Origin of the sequence: Clostridioides sp. ES-S-0010-02 (assembly GCA_020641055.1) — a bacterium.
Classification (GTDB): domain Bacteria; phylum Bacillota; class Clostridia; order Peptostreptococcales; family Peptostreptococcaceae; genus Clostridioides.
Genome location: CP067345.1, coordinates 3862638 through 3877689 on the forward strand (window position 1 = coordinate 3862638; position 15052 = coordinate 3877689).

Annotated in this window: 16 protein-coding genes; 8 read left to right on the forward strand and 8 right to left on the reverse strand. The window is 27.0% G+C overall.

Going from position 1 to position 15052, the window contains the following annotated elements:
• Positions 1-14: 14 nt before the first annotated feature.
• Positions 15-476 carry a MarR family transcriptional regulator gene (locus JJC01_17920; GenBank protein UDN58014.1) on the reverse strand — a complete coding sequence of 154 codons (462 nt, stop codon included), beginning with the start codon at positions 474-476 and terminating at the stop codon, positions 15-17.
• A complete protein-coding gene (locus JJC01_17925) occupies positions 452-1129 on the reverse strand; it encodes a flavodoxin family protein (protein UDN58015.1) in 678 nt (225 codons plus the stop codon). Before JJC01_17925 ends, JJC01_17920 begins: the two co-directional genes overlap by 25 nt.
• 261 nt (positions 1130-1390) lie before the next feature.
• Between JJC01_17925 and JJC01_17930 the strand changes: the two genes are divergently transcribed.
• Both JJC01_17930 and JJC01_17935 read left to right on the forward strand, forming a co-directional pair.
• Positions 1391-1777: a BlaI/MecI/CopY family transcriptional regulator gene (locus JJC01_17930; GenBank protein ID UDN58016.1), complete on the forward strand. Its 387-nt coding sequence runs from the start codon at positions 1391-1393 to the stop codon at positions 1775-1777.
• Positions 1778-1779: 2 nt separating this feature from the next.
• The gene (locus tag JJC01_17935; protein UDN58017.1) at positions 1780-3582 is read left to right on the forward strand and encodes a BlaR1 family beta-lactam sensor/signal transducer; all 1803 of its coding nucleotides are present in this window, start codon (positions 1780-1782) and stop codon (positions 3580-3582) included.
• 428 nt (positions 3583-4010) lie between these two features.
• Here JJC01_17935 and JJC01_17940 read toward each other — a convergent pair whose 3' ends face one another.
• Positions 4011-6089 carry a penicillin-binding transpeptidase domain-containing protein gene (locus JJC01_17940; GenBank protein ID UDN58018.1) on the reverse strand — a complete coding sequence of 693 codons (2079 nt, stop codon included), beginning with the start codon at positions 6087-6089 and terminating at the stop codon, positions 4011-4013.
• A 344-nt stretch (positions 6090-6433) separates the two neighbouring features.
• Here JJC01_17940 and JJC01_17945 point away from each other — a divergent pair, with 344 nt between their 5' ends.
• Positions 6434-7012 (forward strand): TetR/AcrR family transcriptional regulator, encoded by a 579-nt coding sequence (locus JJC01_17945; protein ID UDN58019.1) that lies wholly within the window; start codon positions 6434-6436, stop codon positions 7010-7012.
• Positions 7005-7664 (forward strand): chloramphenicol acetyltransferase CAT, encoded by a 660-nt coding sequence (locus JJC01_17950; GenBank protein ID UDN58020.1) that lies wholly within the window; start codon positions 7005-7007, stop codon positions 7662-7664. Before JJC01_17945 ends, JJC01_17950 begins: the two co-directional genes overlap by 8 nt.
• Positions 7665-7793: 129 nt before the next feature.
• Here JJC01_17950 and JJC01_17955 read toward each other — a convergent pair whose 3' ends face one another.
• The 5 genes from JJC01_17955 to JJC01_17975 all read right to left on the reverse strand — a co-directional run bounded on the left by JJC01_17955 (position 7794) and on the right by JJC01_17975 (position 11887).
• Complete coding sequence (locus JJC01_17955) at positions 7794-8846, reverse strand: ABC transporter permease (protein UDN58021.1); 1053 nt, start codon at positions 8844-8846, stop codon at positions 7794-7796.
• Positions 8846-9586, reverse strand: a complete 741-nt coding sequence (locus JJC01_17960; GenBank protein UDN58022.1) for an ABC transporter permease — start codon at positions 9584-9586, stop codon at positions 8846-8848. Before JJC01_17960 ends, JJC01_17955 begins: the two co-directional genes overlap by 1 nt.
• Before the next feature lie 3 nt (positions 9587-9589).
• Positions 9590-10348 (reverse strand): ABC transporter ATP-binding protein, encoded by a 759-nt coding sequence (locus JJC01_17965; protein ID UDN58023.1) that lies wholly within the window; start codon positions 10346-10348, stop codon positions 9590-9592.
• 101 nt (positions 10349-10449) lie between these two features.
• A complete protein-coding gene (locus JJC01_17970) occupies positions 10450-11175 on the reverse strand; it encodes a helix-turn-helix transcriptional regulator (GenBank protein UDN60214.1) in 726 nt (241 codons plus the stop codon).
• A gap of 103 nt (positions 11176-11278) precedes the next feature.
• Positions 11279-11887: an MBL fold metallo-hydrolase gene (locus tag JJC01_17975; GenBank protein ID UDN58024.1), complete on the reverse strand. Its 609-nt coding sequence runs from the start codon at positions 11885-11887 to the stop codon at positions 11279-11281.
• Between the two features lie 166 nt (positions 11888-12053).
• On the opposite strand from JJC01_17975, the gene JJC01_17980 reads away from it, so the two are divergent.
• The 4 genes from JJC01_17980 to JJC01_17995 all read left to right on the forward strand — a co-directional run bounded on the left by JJC01_17980 (position 12054) and on the right by JJC01_17995 (position 15009).
• Complete coding sequence (locus JJC01_17980) at positions 12054-12692, forward strand: TetR/AcrR family transcriptional regulator (GenBank protein ID UDN58025.1); 639 nt, start codon at positions 12054-12056, stop codon at positions 12690-12692.
• A 161-nt stretch (positions 12693-12853) separates the two neighbouring features.
• Positions 12854-13051, forward strand: coding sequence for a hypothetical protein (locus JJC01_17985; protein ID UDN58026.1), 198 nt, complete (start codon positions 12854-12856; stop codon positions 13049-13051).
• Between the two features lie 114 nt (positions 13052-13165).
• The gene (locus JJC01_17990) at positions 13166-13828 is read left to right on the forward strand and encodes a response regulator transcription factor (GenBank protein ID UDN58027.1); all 663 of its coding nucleotides are present in this window, start codon (positions 13166-13168) and stop codon (positions 13826-13828) included.
• On the forward strand, positions 13828-15009 hold the full coding sequence (locus tag JJC01_17995; protein ID UDN58028.1) for a HAMP domain-containing histidine kinase: 1182 nt from the start codon (positions 13828-13830) through the stop codon (positions 15007-15009). The genes JJC01_17990 and JJC01_17995 overlap by 1 nt, the downstream gene beginning before the upstream one ends.
• The last annotated feature ends 43 nt before the right edge of the window (positions 15010-15052 follow it).

The following is a 15052-nucleotide window of genomic DNA, read 5'->3' on the forward strand; positions in this document are numbered from 1 at the left end:
AACATAGTTTATACTTATTTACTGAGTTTATCTAAAGCTTCAGTAAATAAAGACAGCTCCTCATCTGAAATAGTTTTAAATGTCTCTGTTGCATATATATCTGCAATTTTATTTAATGGCTCTTCTAATTCTCTGCCTACATCTGTTAAAAATATTTGAAATTTTCGTCTATCTTTAACATCTACTTTACGAACAATCAAGCCTTTATTTTTCATAACATCTAAAATTCTTGTTGTATTAGATTTATCCTTACATGATTTTTCGCACAAATCTATTTGAGAAATTCCATCTTGTTCCCATAGAAATCTTAATAAAGCATAATGATCAGTTGTTATATCATACCCATTTTGCTTAAACATCTTTTTTAAATCTTCTTTTACTTTCAATGAAGTACTTATTAACTTACTTGTAACTTCATATAATTTCTCAAAATCTCTCATAATACCTCCATCTAAATAATACCTTGCGCCTCCCATCTATCAATTATTCCTTTATATTGCTCAATATTTTTAAATGCCATTGGCTTTAAAATAATATTCATAGCAATAAAGTCGTAGATTTGAGAAAACACAGGTGGATTTTTCTTTTCCTCTATACAATAAACAAATTTTTTAGATACCTTTTGTATCTTTGATTCTACTCTTTCAACTATAGGATTTTGATTAAATCCAACCTTTACAGATAAATGACCACAAACATAACCTCCTGAATCTAAAACCATTGATTTCATAAAAGAAATAGCTTTTGAACCACGAGCATTTTCATATGTTGTAACTGCTATACATGGTTTATGATACAATAATCGCTCTAACATCATATGAGCTCTATCTGTAAACACCTTAAAAAGACCAGTTACACTACTTCCATAAGTTGGACTACCAAATATAACGCCATCACTCTTAGTAATTATATCATGAATATACTCTACTTTATCATTTTGATTAATACACTTACCTATTTTATAACAATTTAAACAACCAATGCAATATGATGGATTGACTTCACTTAGATTAAAAAAATTGATTTTGACATTTGGTTTAATTTTTTTTATATCTTTGCATAACTGAGTCAAAACCTTTGATGTTGCCCCATTTTTTCTAGGGCTTCCATTTATAACTGTAATTATCATAATTTATACCTCCATTTTAGTTGTTATATCAACAATAAGTATATCAACCATTTTTTCAACTGTCAATATAATCCTTATATTTAATTTTTTACCATACATACAGATTAATTAGTCATAGATATACAGCTTAATTAATACTATTTATATTTAAATACATGTACTTTCTAGATGACTAAAAATGAACTATTTAAAAAAATTGACAAAGCAAACTAATGATAATATACTTTATATATTACAAATGTAAGTATAAGGAGGTATCTTATGAAAAAACTACCACAGATTTCAGAAGCAGAATATCAAGTAATGAAAATCATCTGGAAATATGCTCCTATTAGTACGAATGAAGTGATTGAAAAGCTAGTAAAAACAAGTAAGTGGAGTCCTAAGACTATTCAGACAATGTTGTTGCGTTTGGTTAAAAAGGGAGCTTTGGCATATGAAAAAAATAGCAGAGTCTTTGTTTATACTCCAATTGTTAAAGAAGAAGAGTATGTATCTACAGAAAGTAGTTCTTTTTTAAATCGCTTTTATAATGGAACACTTAATTCTATGGTACTAAATTTTTTAGAGAATGATAAATTATCAGAAGATGATATAGAAGAATTAAGACATATTTTAGATAAAAGGAAAACTAAGGAGGATAAGTAAGTATGTATGCTCCATTTTTTATTCGATTCTTGCTTAGCACAATAACCTTATCTTTTTTAATTATTATAATTTTGCTTGCTAAAAAAATATTAAAAAAACATATTTCTGCAATGTATCAATACAATATCGGGTTTATGATACTTATAATGTTAATAATCCCATTTATTCCGCTTAAATATATTAATCATTTAAATATATTTAGCTATATATCTAGTTTTACTCAGATTGAAAATAATACAGCAAATACTTCTATTGTAAAAAACTCTTCAGACAGTATAATTAATAATTCAAATGCATTAAAAGATTTTTCAGTATCTTTGAGTCAATCTAATTTCGATAATTTAAATATTTTATTGCTAACATTATGGATAATTGGAATTACAACCATGATAATTATTACAGTTCATTGTAATTTTAAAATAGGAAATATAAAAAAATCAGTACAAATTTTAGAAGATGAAGAGATACTTTCACTTTTTAAGCACTGTAAAGAAAATATAGGTTTAGATAAGAATTTTATACTATGTAAATCATCTATTATAAATACACCTATTACATTTGGATACTTTAGGCCACATATTATATTACCAAGCGAATCTATATCTAAATTATCTTTAAAAGACATAAGATATATTTTACTTCATGAATTACAACACTCTAAAAACAAAGATATTTTAGTAAATTATCTAATGTGTTTTTTCCAAATATTATATTGGTTTAATCCTCTTATCTGGTATGCACTTAAAGAAATGAGATTAGACCGTGAGATTGCATGTGATATTTCAGTTTTAAAAAGACTTGATGAGAATAGCTACATAGAATATGGACATACCATAATAAATTTTATAGACAATCTATCAAAGCCATCTAATCTCACACTTACTTCAGATATTGGTGGTTCAAAAAAGCAAATAAAAAGACGTATATTAAAGATAACAGATTTCCAAATTGAGTCAAAAGCTTTAAAACTTAAAAGTATTTTAATTTTTACAATAATAGCTTTAATTGTATTTGGAAGTAGCCCTACACTATCCATTATGGCAGATGTCAATGAAAAATATAATATTACAAGTAATCAAACTTTATATGAAGATTTAAGTCAGTATTTCAAGGGTTTTGATGGAAGTTTTGTAATGTATGATTTAGAGTCAAATCAGTATCATATTTATAATGAAGAAAAAAGTAAAACGAGAATTTCACCAGACTCCACTTATAAAATTTATAGTGCTTTGTTGGGATTAGAAAATGGTGTGATAACAAGAGATAATTCATACATTCATTGGGATGGGAAGTATTCTACTAATGATTCTTGGAACAAAGACCATGACTTATTTTCTGCTATGGAAAACTCCGTTAACTGGTATTTTCAAGATTTAGACAAAAAAAATGGTATGAAGAAAGTACAAACTTATCTAAAAAAAATTAACTATGGAAATTGTGATGTTTCATCTGGGATATCAAACTATTGGTTAGAATCTTCTTTGAAAATCTCACCTATTGAACAGGTAAATTTACTTAAAGATTTTTATACAAATAAATTTGAATTTAAAGATGACAATATAAAAACTGTAAAAGATTCATTATTGATATCTAAAGAAGCTGGAGTATCGCTTTATGGAAAAACTGGTACTGCTAATATAAATGGAAAAGATGTAAATGGTTGGTTTATAGGCTATGTAGAAAAAAATGGAAATACTTATTTATTTGCAACAAACATTCAAAGTAAAGATTATTCTAATGGTATCACAGCATCCAAAATAACATTGTCTATTTTAAATGATAAAAAAATATATAAGACAAATTAATGCAAATATACTTTTAAAATTACAATAAAAAAATTTGATGGTTGTAATTTGTTTACACATATCTATATAAATACTCTAAATATGGGATTTTATTTATAAATAGTTTAAATATTTATGTAAGTTTTTATTTATTTACATAAAACCTAATACTTTTTCTTTAAGATTTAAAAACTTCATACAATATTCAAATTAATTCTCTATAAAATTCATATACAAGGTTTATTATATAAACATAGAAGATAGTAAAACTAGCTTAAAAACATAATATAATACCCTATACAAATAGTGGCAACTCTCCCTCACATCCTCAATTGTTGCCACTATTTTATTTTTTGAACTAATAAAAAACTTCACTATATAGTGAAGTCTCTTATTAGTTTGACTTTTATCTAAAAATAAGCCAAAAATATAATCTCTAATACATCATATTAATCTTCAAATACTGATTTTATAATAGGTATAACATAATGGCTTCCTCCACGATGTTTCACATCTTCGACCATAGCTAATGCTAAATACTGTTTGTCACTATTTTCATCAACTGTAAAAGCATTAAACCATCCAAGCTCTGTTCCAGTAGTATCATCTTTTGATGCTTTAATTTCTGCTGTACCAGTTTTTCCAGCAATAGTAACTCCTTCAGTTTTAGCACTATGGCCTGTTCCATTTGGATTTTCAATAACTTGAATTAAATCATCACGAATAATTTTCACAGACTCTTTAGAAAACACATCTTTTTTCCAGAATTCAGCCTGTGGATTTTCTTTAAATTCAAGATAAGGCCTTATCATACTTCCATCATTGACAAAAGTTGAATATATTGATGCCATATGTACTGGATTTACAAGTACTTTACCTTGACCATACCCACTATCTGCTAATTGTATTTCTGTATCAAATTTATTGTCAGTACCAAATTTTGAAGAAGCTAATCCAAATTCAAATGGTATACTTTCTTCAAATCCCAGTTTTAACAATTCTTTTGATAATACATTTTCACCTATTTTTAATGCTGCTTTGGCAAAGTAAATATTATCAGAGTAAATCAATGCATTTTTCATATTTACAGTATTTCCATAATCCTTTAATGTAGTTACCTTATAACTTCCCCAACTAGAATCTTTTTGCCAACTAAGACCACTATGTCCAAAATTTTCATTAGGATTAATCTTTCCTGTTGTTATACCAATACCAGCAGTAACTGGTTTAAAAGAAGACCCAGGGCATAGTCTGGCTTTAAATCTATTATACATTGGTTTATTTTCATTTTCATTGAGTTCCTTCCATCTATCCCCTGACATACCTAGTATAAATTCATTTGGATTGTATGATGGACTACTTACAAGAGATAAAATCTCTCCTGTTTTAGGATTCATAACTACTGCGCAACCTTTATCATTTTTCAACTGGTCATATAATTTACTCTGTATCTTCGAATCAATGGTCAGTTTGACATCTTCCCCATCTTGCTTTGGAACAATTGCTAAAGTTTCTTTTTTATCTCCATATCTATCAGCTATGATAATCTCACATCCATCAATACCACGTATTCTGTCTTCCAATAAACTTTCTAAACCAATTTTACCTATTATGCTATTAACATTGTAGTTCTTTCCCTTTTTTTCTTTTAATATTTCTGCATTCACATTTTGAACATACCCAGTTAAATGACCAGCTTTTTCACCTAGTGGATATGCTCTTACCTCTGTATTAGATATTTTAACTCCTGAAATGCTAAGTAATGATTCTTGTAATGATTTATCTTTTTCTTTTACAGATCCATCTGGATTTTCTTCTATTTTTTCAATAGTTTTTATAGGTACCATTGAATTTTCTTTTACCCAAGATGCATCTAATTTTTTTTGGATTTTCTCAACTGGTATATCTAGTAAATCAGATAGTTTTTTTAGGTCTTCTACATTATTACTCATCTTTCCAGGCACTAATCCTATAACAGATGCAAGACCTTGACCAGCAAGTACTTCACCATTTCTATCTAAAATATTTCCTCTTTTAGCTTTAAGTGTTGATACTAGAACCTTATTATCATTTTCAAGTTCTGGAAATATAACTTTTGACTGCCATCTTATTTTATAGTTTTTTTGCTTGTCTTTAGTCAACAATACTTCATTTGAAAATGAGATTTCTCCTGCTAAAGTGTTTATTTTAGAATCATAATTTATTTTTGTACCTTCATCTTCATCTTTTTTAATGCCCTTAATATCAATACTTATATTGTGTGCACTAATTCCTTCGTATATTTTTTTATTTCTAGAGATAAAATCTTCTTTTTTGTTTTCTAGTTTACTTTTCTCATCTAATAGATTGTACATTTTTTCATATTGTCTTTCATTTGCGAAAGACATATACTGTTTTAATACTTCATCTGGTTTGATTTTATTAAATCCATTCAATACAAAATTAATTGTAAGACCAATAATAACTGTAACTAAACAGATTAAAGCTCCAAGGATTAGTAATTTCTTTGTTTTTATCTTTTTTTTCATACAAACCCCCTTATTCTTCAATATATTACATATGTAAGCTTTAAATTTAAAATAAGCCCATAAATATATCAATTATATACTTTTTTATTGGTCTATTGTTTTTAAATATACTCATAAAAAATATGTATCTTAAATATTATAATTGATAGTAATTTATATATTACATATGTAAGTTTTAAAAGTCAATATTATTATTACTATCTTTAATAAATTTCTTTCTTAATTTAAAATAAATTAAGTTATCTTACACCTAACTGTTTTATACTATATAAATTTAAATTGACAAAGCGACATAAGTGTCTTATAATCAAAAGCGACACGCATGTCGCAAAGGAGGAAAATCTATGGCAACAAAGGGAATACAAACTAAACAATTTATTATTGATACTTCAATAAGGTTATTTTCTGAAAAAGGCTACAGTAATGTAACTATGAAAGATGTTTGTGAAGCATGTAATTTAAGTCGTGGTGGTCTATACAGACATTTTAATTCAACAAAAGAAATTTTTATTGATATGCTAAATTCTCATAAAGACAATGCTAAAAATTTATTAGATGAAAGTATCAAAGAAAATATATCAGCTAGGCAAATGTTAGAGTATTTTCTTAATCAACAAAAGTCAGAAATACAAAGTGAATATTCTGGACTAGATTTTGCAATCCATGAATTTGCTTTTGTAGAAAAAGACCAGCGTGATTATATGAACAAAAGATATAACTCAGCTATTACAATACTTTCGAAGTTAATAGATTATGGACAATCTAAAAATGAATTTAAAAAATGTAATTCTACAATACTTGCAACACACATAATGTTCTTGTTTGATAGTATGAAGACATCCGCACCTGTTTTAATACTTACAGATAACGATATTGATAATCAAATAAATCTTATAAAGGATATGGTGATTTTATATGAATAAACAACAATTCCATAAAATTGACTTACAAAACTGGGAACGATATACACATTTTTATTATTTTTCAAAGATGACAAATGTAGGATTTGATTTAACTATAGAAATAGATATTACTCATTTACTTGATGAAACGAAAAAGAAAAATATCAAATTTTATCCAGCATATCTATATATAGTAACAACTTGTTTAAATCGATATAAAGAACTAAAGATTGCATATGATGAAAATGAACTAGGATATTGGGATACTTTAACTCCATTCTATGCAATTTTTCATGATGATAATAAAACTTTTTCATCAATATGGACAGAATACAATAAAGATTTTTCAATATTCTATAAGAGTTACTTAAATGATGTTGAACAATATGGAAAAAATTATGGTTTTTTAGCAAAACCTAATCCTCCAAAAAATTGCTATACTGTTTCATGTCTTCCATTGATTAGTTTTAAAAGCTTTACTGTACATAATCATGGTCTTGAAAATTATTATTTCCCTACAGTTGAATCAGGTAAGTATCATCAAAAAGATGAAAAAATACTTCTCCCTCTTTCTATAACAGTACATCATGCAGCTACTGATGGATACCATGTAAGTTGTTTTATTGATGATATACAAAAAATGTGCTTTAATACTGATACATGGCTATTCTAAAAAACATCTGTATTATAACCATGTATTATAATATTTATAATCTAGGATAAACAATCACATTGCACTGATAGGATAATGTGATTGTTTACTTATTTTAATTATAACTATTTATTTTTTCTTTAATTTTATTTAGTTCTCAATTTTATTTAAATATTTTACTCTTTTAGTGCATCCCACAGTTAACAAAATTAAAGCTACTATTATTGCTGTTAAAATATAAATATAGTTCATATTAGAAAACCATCCTTTCCCATCTTCCATGTAAGTGGAAATACTTATAAAGCATCGTATAGGACTTATGATACTCATATTTTGCAACATAGTAGGCATTTTATCAATTGGAATAAATGAACCACCAGCAAGTGATAATATAAGAGATATACCAGTAGCAAATAAATTTGCATACATCTCTTTATTAAACAAGGAAGATACAAATGTTCCAAAAGAAGTTGCCAAAGCCGATATCCATACACCCATTAAAAGTAAATTTATATAACTGATACTAATATCAATATTAAATAATTTAATAATAGTTATAGAAACTAGATATTGAAAATATGTGATTGCAAAGTTATATAGCATATTCCCTAACACATATCCTCTTATATTTTGTGGTGAATATAATATTCTTGTAAATGTACCCGAATTCTTATCTTTAATAATCATTGATGCTGTAATAGTAGATGTTATCATTAAAAATAATACAATAAAAGCAATTATTCTTTGCAAAACCCCTAATGTATTTTCTTGTAGTTTACTTATATTTATAGGTGTTGAATCTTCTTTATATGATTCTATTAAATACTCTAATATATTATTTGTACTTTTATCTTTTATAGAATAAAGTTCGAAATTACCCTTATTAAAATATATAACAGCAGAATATTTTCCAGTTATAATATCAGTTTTAACTGTTTTAAAATCTGCAGTTTCAACATCAATTCCTTGAGTACTTTTTAATGCCTTAACCATATCTGTATAAATATTCTTTTCAGATTCATTTAAAACTTGCTCATTTTTATACTCACTTAAAATACCAATATTAAAAGATGGTTTACTTATGTAGTTTGCCATTACTCCAAGTATTACTATAATTATTGGAAATAAGAGTGTTACTAAAAATCCTGATTTTTTATTTATATTTCTTTTAAAATTATTATTAAAAATACCTATTAAGTTCACTATATAAATGCCTCCTTTTTAAAAAATTTAACTGTAAGTACTGTAATTAAAATACTTATCATTACAAATATAGATGATATATAAAAAATAGGTTGAAAATTATTATCATAAATACAAGTAACTATACTCCTATTGACCCAAGTCAATGGTGATATATTAATTACTAATGAAACAATTGGGTTTAATGAACTAACTGGAAAAAATACTCCTCCTAAGAAACCAAAAATCACTATTGGTATATTAATGATATTACGTAGTATATCTAAGTTTTTGCATGCAAGACCTAAAAATAAACCTATAGCTGATACTACAGTTGATTCACACACTAAAAGAAAAATAATAACTAAAAAATTTCCACCAAAACTTATCTGAAAAACACTTTTTATTATCATTAAAGTTATTACATTGCACAGTGAAAGTATAATTGTACAAGAAAAAAGTTTTGAAAGTACTAGTGCTGTTATAGAAATAGGAGAAATCATATAACGATATGATGTACTAGAAATTTTCTCATCTTGTGACGCATATGAAACACTAATAATTCCCATAAGTACACAAAATGGTATTGTGACAATAGTATAATAGTTATATGATGTAAATTCTGTTCCATAAGATTTTGATGTTAAATATCCTAATAACATTATGGTTATTAATGGAAAAACAATATTATAAAATAAAATAAAAAAATCTTTACTTCTTCTCTTTATTCCTAATCTAAACAATGGTAAAAAATATCTCATATATTATTCCTCCAAATCTCTCAAATTTGTACCTGTAAGATATAAAAAAATATCCTCCAAGGTCTTGAAACCAAGTTTTAAATACTTATCTTTATATACGCTCTTATCTAAGTCTTCTAAAATTACTCCTTTGTCAATTAAAACAATCCTATTACATAAAGCTTCTATTTCCTCCATATAGTGACTAGTGTAAATAATTGTTGTACCATTCTTATTAATCGTTTTAATTGCTTCCATAATTTTATTTCTCGATTGAGGGTCAATTCCAACTGTTGGCTCATCCATAATGAGAATTTTAGGACTATGTGCGATTGCACAAGCTATATTTAATCTGCGTTTCATTCCTCCAGAAAATTTTGATGGAAGTTCTTTGTGTCTACCCCAAAGTCCAACAAACTCTAAGGCTTCTTTAGTTCGAGATTTGAGTTCGTTTCCTCTAAAACCATACAATGAACAAAAGAATTTAACATTATCATATGCACTTAAATCTTCATATATTGCCAGCTCTTGTGGCACAACACCAATAGCACTTTTAAAAACATTTTGCTGATTTTTGATACTTTTACCTTTATAATATATATCTCCACTATCTGGAGATACAATTGTAGTAAACATATTAATAGAGGTGCTTTTTCCTGCTCCATTTGGCCCAATAAAACCTAAAATGTCCCCTTCTAGTATTTTAAAACTCTCCCTTGATACAACTTCCTTATTTTTATATCTTTTAGATAACTTTTCAATCTCTAATAGTACATTTTCCATTTATAAAACCTCCTAATATTTTAACCAATATTATATATCCAATGTTGTATATATTGTTTTTTTAAAACACGAGTCTTTGACCCGTGTTATTATGAATAAACTTATTTTTTATTTTGTAATTTTAGTATTATTTTATCTATATTTTCTATAGCTTTGTCTGGATTATTAATTATTTCATCTCTGAGTTTTTGAACCTCTAATAGTTCACTTGTTGCCTCATTTGCAAATAAAAAGTCTTCTTCTATATTTGAAAAATCTATAGATTTAATGACGTTCTGTGTTTCATAACCAACAGATATGTACTTATCAATATTATTTAGTATTTCCTCATGCCATAGTATTTGATAATTCAAATTATCAATTGTCATATCAAAGGCAATTTTTTCTGTTGGAAGGCTTTTTTTATCAATCTTTTTAATTTCTTTCCAGTTTTCCCAATACTTTTTCTGCTCTATCAGATGCTTTATATGCTTTTCAAGATTGGTTTGTATAGTATCTCTTGGTAATACATCTAAAATATTATACAACAAAAACTTATTTGAACCTATTGGAACTATAGGCATTTGCAGTTCTTTTTGTAATTCTTCTCTTAGCTCCACTTTACCACTTTGTGTAATCTCATAAATCTTACGAATTCTAGCACCATTTTTTTCTTCTCTCAAAACTCTAACTAATCCATCTTTTTCTAACTTTGTCAAAGCATAGTAGATTGAACCAGATTGTATTTTGGTCCATCTATCTGCACCAGAAACTTGTAAAAATTTTTGAATTTCATATCCATGTGTTGGCTTAATATTTAAATAATATAAAATTAAAGTACGTATCAGAAAAATTCACCACCTTATACTCTATCTTGGATATTATACTATCACCAACGTTGTATATAGTCAATAGTTATTATTTTAAATAATGTATCATAAGTTATTATTTTTATTCTTTAGTACAAGGGCTTCCATGAGACATACATATCCAGTTGTATTTTAAATTTTCTAACTCATTTACAGATTTCATCATTTTTTCAGAGTCCCAGTTCCACAGATTAGGATATGGAATTATATTTCCGTTCTTATTCTTAACTAAGTCTCCTGCAAACAAAACATCTTCAAAAAGCATACAAACATGTCCTGGTGTATGTCCTGGTGTATGAATAATTTTTATATTTCCAACTTGCATATTGTCTCTATAAGGCTCTATATCTTTAATAATTCTTTTTGCAATTGTCTTTCCAATAAATTTTTTGAATCCAGGTCTATCCTTCTCTCCTATAATAAATGGGATATCTTCCATATGAGCCCACACTTTTGCTCCTGTATATTCTTTCAATAACTTAATATTAGACATATGGTCAACATCATGATGAGTCAGTAAAATATGCTTAATATCAGTTAGTTGAATCCCAAGTGTTTTTAATTCTTTAATTATACCATTCCCCATAAAAGGAAGTCCTGTATCTATCAATGTAATCTCTTCATCAAACACAATAAAACAATTTGCACCACGAGTACTATCTAACAACAAGATATTTTCTTTTATTTGCATAAATAAATCCCCCTTTTTTATATTTTACCTATATAATTAATTAGTAAAGTTATAATAAATTATAGTGCTTTACATTAATTTTATTCGCAATAGTATACCGTTGTTATATAAGTATACCACTAGTATACTATTTTATCAATGGAATCAGTAAAAAGGAGTGTTTTATATGCCAGAATTATCAAAAAGAGATAAAGAAAAAATCCAAAGAGAAAATGAAATTGTTGTCAAAGCAGAAAAATTATTTTGTCTTAATGGATTTGATAACACCTCTATGAATGAACTAGCAAAGGAAACAGAATATACAAAACGTACTATATATAAATATTTCTCATGCAAGGAAGATTTGTTTTTTGCTGTTGTACTAAGAGGGTATAAAAGACTTTGGGATAGTGTTAAAATAGAAAGTTCAAGAGGTAAAACTGGATTTGAAAGATTAAAATTTTCATATTCTGCATTTCATAAATTCTACTGTAAAGAGCCTTCTTTATTAGCTTTAATGGGAATGATTGGACTTGTACAATCTAAAAACTCAGACTTAGAGATACCTTTTAAAGAAAAGTTTTTTTCTTTCAATAAATTTATGTTTGAAGAAATACAAGAACTATTTGAAATAGGAAAAGTTGATGGAAGTATTAGGTCAGATATTGAGATACCCACTCTTATGTATTCATCAATATTTACACTTACAGGATTTTTTAATTTATTATCTATAACAGGAAAATCGTATCTCAACAATTTTAATATAGAAGAAAAAAAATTTATTGAAACCACTCTTGGTCTTTTGATAGATTCACTTAAAGCGTAGTTTTAATTTATAAGTTTTTTGACAGGAATTTTATTTTCTGTGCAGGATAATCTAGAGGATAAAATGATAACTTTGTTGTAGAACAAGGATTTCCATTGTGTATGATTTTGTGTATCTGTATAATATCTGTATAAATAGAAATTTACGTTGGAGGGCTGTGTATGGAAGAAAAAGATAAAAGAAATAGTTATGTTACTTTATTTATGTTTATAGGTGCAGGTATTGGTATTGCTATCGGTTTTGCGATTGGTATCTCTCAAGGAAAAACTGGAATATCTATGTGTTATGGATTAGTATTTGGAATGATAGTAGGAGCTGGTCTTGGAACTATTATAGAAAAGAGCAATAGTAAAGATTAAAACAAATTCCAGTTTGGTAACTGAATATTCAATATCACACAAGCAGTTAGTTATTTATGCTGATAACCATATTTTTACACTATAATTTCTTTTAAATGAAAGGACTGAAAATAAATGGCAAAAATACTTCTTTTAGAAGATGATGATACAATTGCATTTGGGATAAAAGCTTCCCTAGAAAAGAAAAACCATGTAGTTTGTTGTTATAGTACAATCACTGAAGCTAAGAAAAAATTTGACAAAGATATCAATTTAATTCTACTTGATTTAAATTTACCTGATGGGATTGGATATGAATTTTGTAAATATGTTAAAAATATAAGAGATATTCCAGTGATATTTTTGACAGTGCGCGATGATGAAAAAGATATTGTACAAGGTTTGGATATGGGTGCAGACGACTATGTGGTTAAGCCATTCTTACTTTCAGTACTTCAATCTAGAATTAATGCTGTACTTAGACGTACTCATTCTAACACTACTAGCACTCTTACATGTGAAAATATAAGATTGAATAAAGATGAAGTCAAAGTATATTTGGACAATATTGAAATCTCTTTGACAGCAGGAGAATACAAACTACTCCTAAGTCTAATGGAGAATAAAAATAAAGCACTTACTCGTGCAAAACTATTAGAAATGCTCTGGGATATAGATGGCAACTTTGTAAATGATAATACTCTTACTGTTACAATAAAGCGACTTAGAGAAAAACTAAAAAATCCATCCTGTATAAAAACCTTGAGAGGTATAGGATACAGAATGGAGGACAGCTAGTGAAAATAAAAAAATATATCAATAATACTGTTATTTTTATAGTATTCTGTTTAGTTATTACTATTTTGTTAAGTATAATTCTAACAACTGTAACTTCTTCTGAAGAATATAATATGATAGCTAAAACCATTGGTACATCCTATCAACTTAATCCTAAATCTACAGAACATATTTTAGAATCACTAAAAAATTCAGATTCTCATGACTTTAATGTGGGAAATGAGATTTTATTAAAACATGGTTATACTAAAAATACATTTTGGTATAAAAACTTTTTTTATTTCATGATAGTGTCCTTTATTATAGTGTCAACAATGGCTATAGTTATGTTTATAATTCAGTATAGAGAAAAAAGAAAAAATATGAATAGAATAAATATGCTTACGAGCTATTTAGAAGAAGTAAATTTAGGAAAAGAATCTGTACTTTTACGTTGTGAAGATGAGTTTTCACATCTTGAAGACGAGATATACAAAACTGTGGGAGAACTTCGTTGCTCAAAAGAATTTGCTTTAAAAGAAAGACAAACTCTTTCAGATAATCTTGCAGATATCGCACATCAACTTAAAACTCCAATTACTTCTATGTCGCTCATGGCACAGTTACTTACAGAAAGTTGTCCAGATGAAGAAATAGATTACCTCAACAGACTTACAAATCAAATATTAAGATTAGAAAGATTGGTGTCATCCTTACTTACTTTGTCAAAGTTAGATGCAAGTACTTTAATATTTGAAAGTAAGCTTATAGATGTCCATTCTCTTCTTACTCATGCAGTTGAACCTATAGAAGAAATTTTAAAAGAAAAAAACCAGACATTTCTTATTGAAGACTCTTCGTTTGTAGAATTTAACATTGATATTAACTGGACTTTGGAAGCTCTTTTAAATATTCTTAAAAACTGTAGTGAACATGTAGAAGATGGTGGACAGATTGTTGCTTATTATAGTAAAAACCCTCTATACATTGAAATTATTATAGAAGATAATGGTAAAGGTTTTGCTCAAGAAGACCTGCCATATATTTTTAATCGATTTTATCGTGGTAAAAATGCTAGCAAATACAGCATTGGTATAGGTCTTGCTCTATCAAAGTCTATTATCGAAAATCAAAATGGTACTATACATGCAGAAAATTGTCATCATGGCGGTGCAAGATTCATAATTAAGTTTTATACATAAAAAACTGGATTATAGGAAAACACCTATAATCCAGTTACATTAT

Excerpts from the sequence above, each read along its gene's own strand:
- JJC01_17960 (UDN58022.1), bottom strand. The coding sequence starts at position 9,586 with ATGAGATATTTTTTACCATTGTTTAGATTAGGAATAAAGAGAAGAAGT.
- JJC01_17950 (UDN58020.1), top strand. The coding sequence starts at position 7,005 with ATGAATAAACAACAATTCCATAAAATTGACTTACAAAACTGGGAACGA.
- JJC01_17930 (UDN58016.1), top strand. The coding sequence starts at position 1,391 with ATGAAAAAACTACCACAGATTTCAGAAGCAGAATATCAAGTAATGAAA.
- JJC01_17940 (UDN58018.1), bottom strand. The coding sequence starts at position 6,089 with ATGAAAAAAAAGATAAAAACAAAGAAATTACTAATCCTTGGAGCTTTA.
- JJC01_17925 (UDN58015.1), bottom strand. The coding sequence starts at position 1,129 with ATGATAATTACAGTTATAAATGGAAGCCCTAGAAAAAATGGGGCAACA.
- JJC01_17975 (UDN58024.1), bottom strand. The coding sequence starts at position 11,887 with ATGCAAATAAAAGAAAATATCTTGTTGTTAGATAGTACTCGTGGTGCA.
- JJC01_17920 (UDN58014.1), bottom strand. The coding sequence starts at position 476 with ATGGGAGGCGCAAGGTATTATTTAGATGGAGGTATTATGAGAGATTTT.
- JJC01_17965 (UDN58023.1), bottom strand. The coding sequence starts at position 10,348 with ATGGAAAATGTACTATTAGAGATTGAAAAGTTATCTAAAAGATATAAA.
- JJC01_17980 (UDN58025.1), top strand. The coding sequence starts at position 12,054 with ATGCCAGAATTATCAAAAAGAGATAAAGAAAAAATCCAAAGAGAAAAT.
- JJC01_17990 (UDN58027.1), top strand. The coding sequence starts at position 13,166 with ATGGCAAAAATACTTCTTTTAGAAGATGATGATACAATTGCATTTGGG.
- JJC01_17985 (UDN58026.1), top strand. The coding sequence starts at position 12,854 with ATGGAAGAAAAAGATAAAAGAAATAGTTATGTTACTTTATTTATGTTT.
- JJC01_17945 (UDN58019.1), top strand. The coding sequence starts at position 6,434 with ATGGCAACAAAGGGAATACAAACTAAACAATTTATTATTGATACTTCA.
- JJC01_17935 (UDN58017.1), top strand. The coding sequence starts at position 1,780 with ATGTATGCTCCATTTTTTATTCGATTCTTGCTTAGCACAATAACCTTA.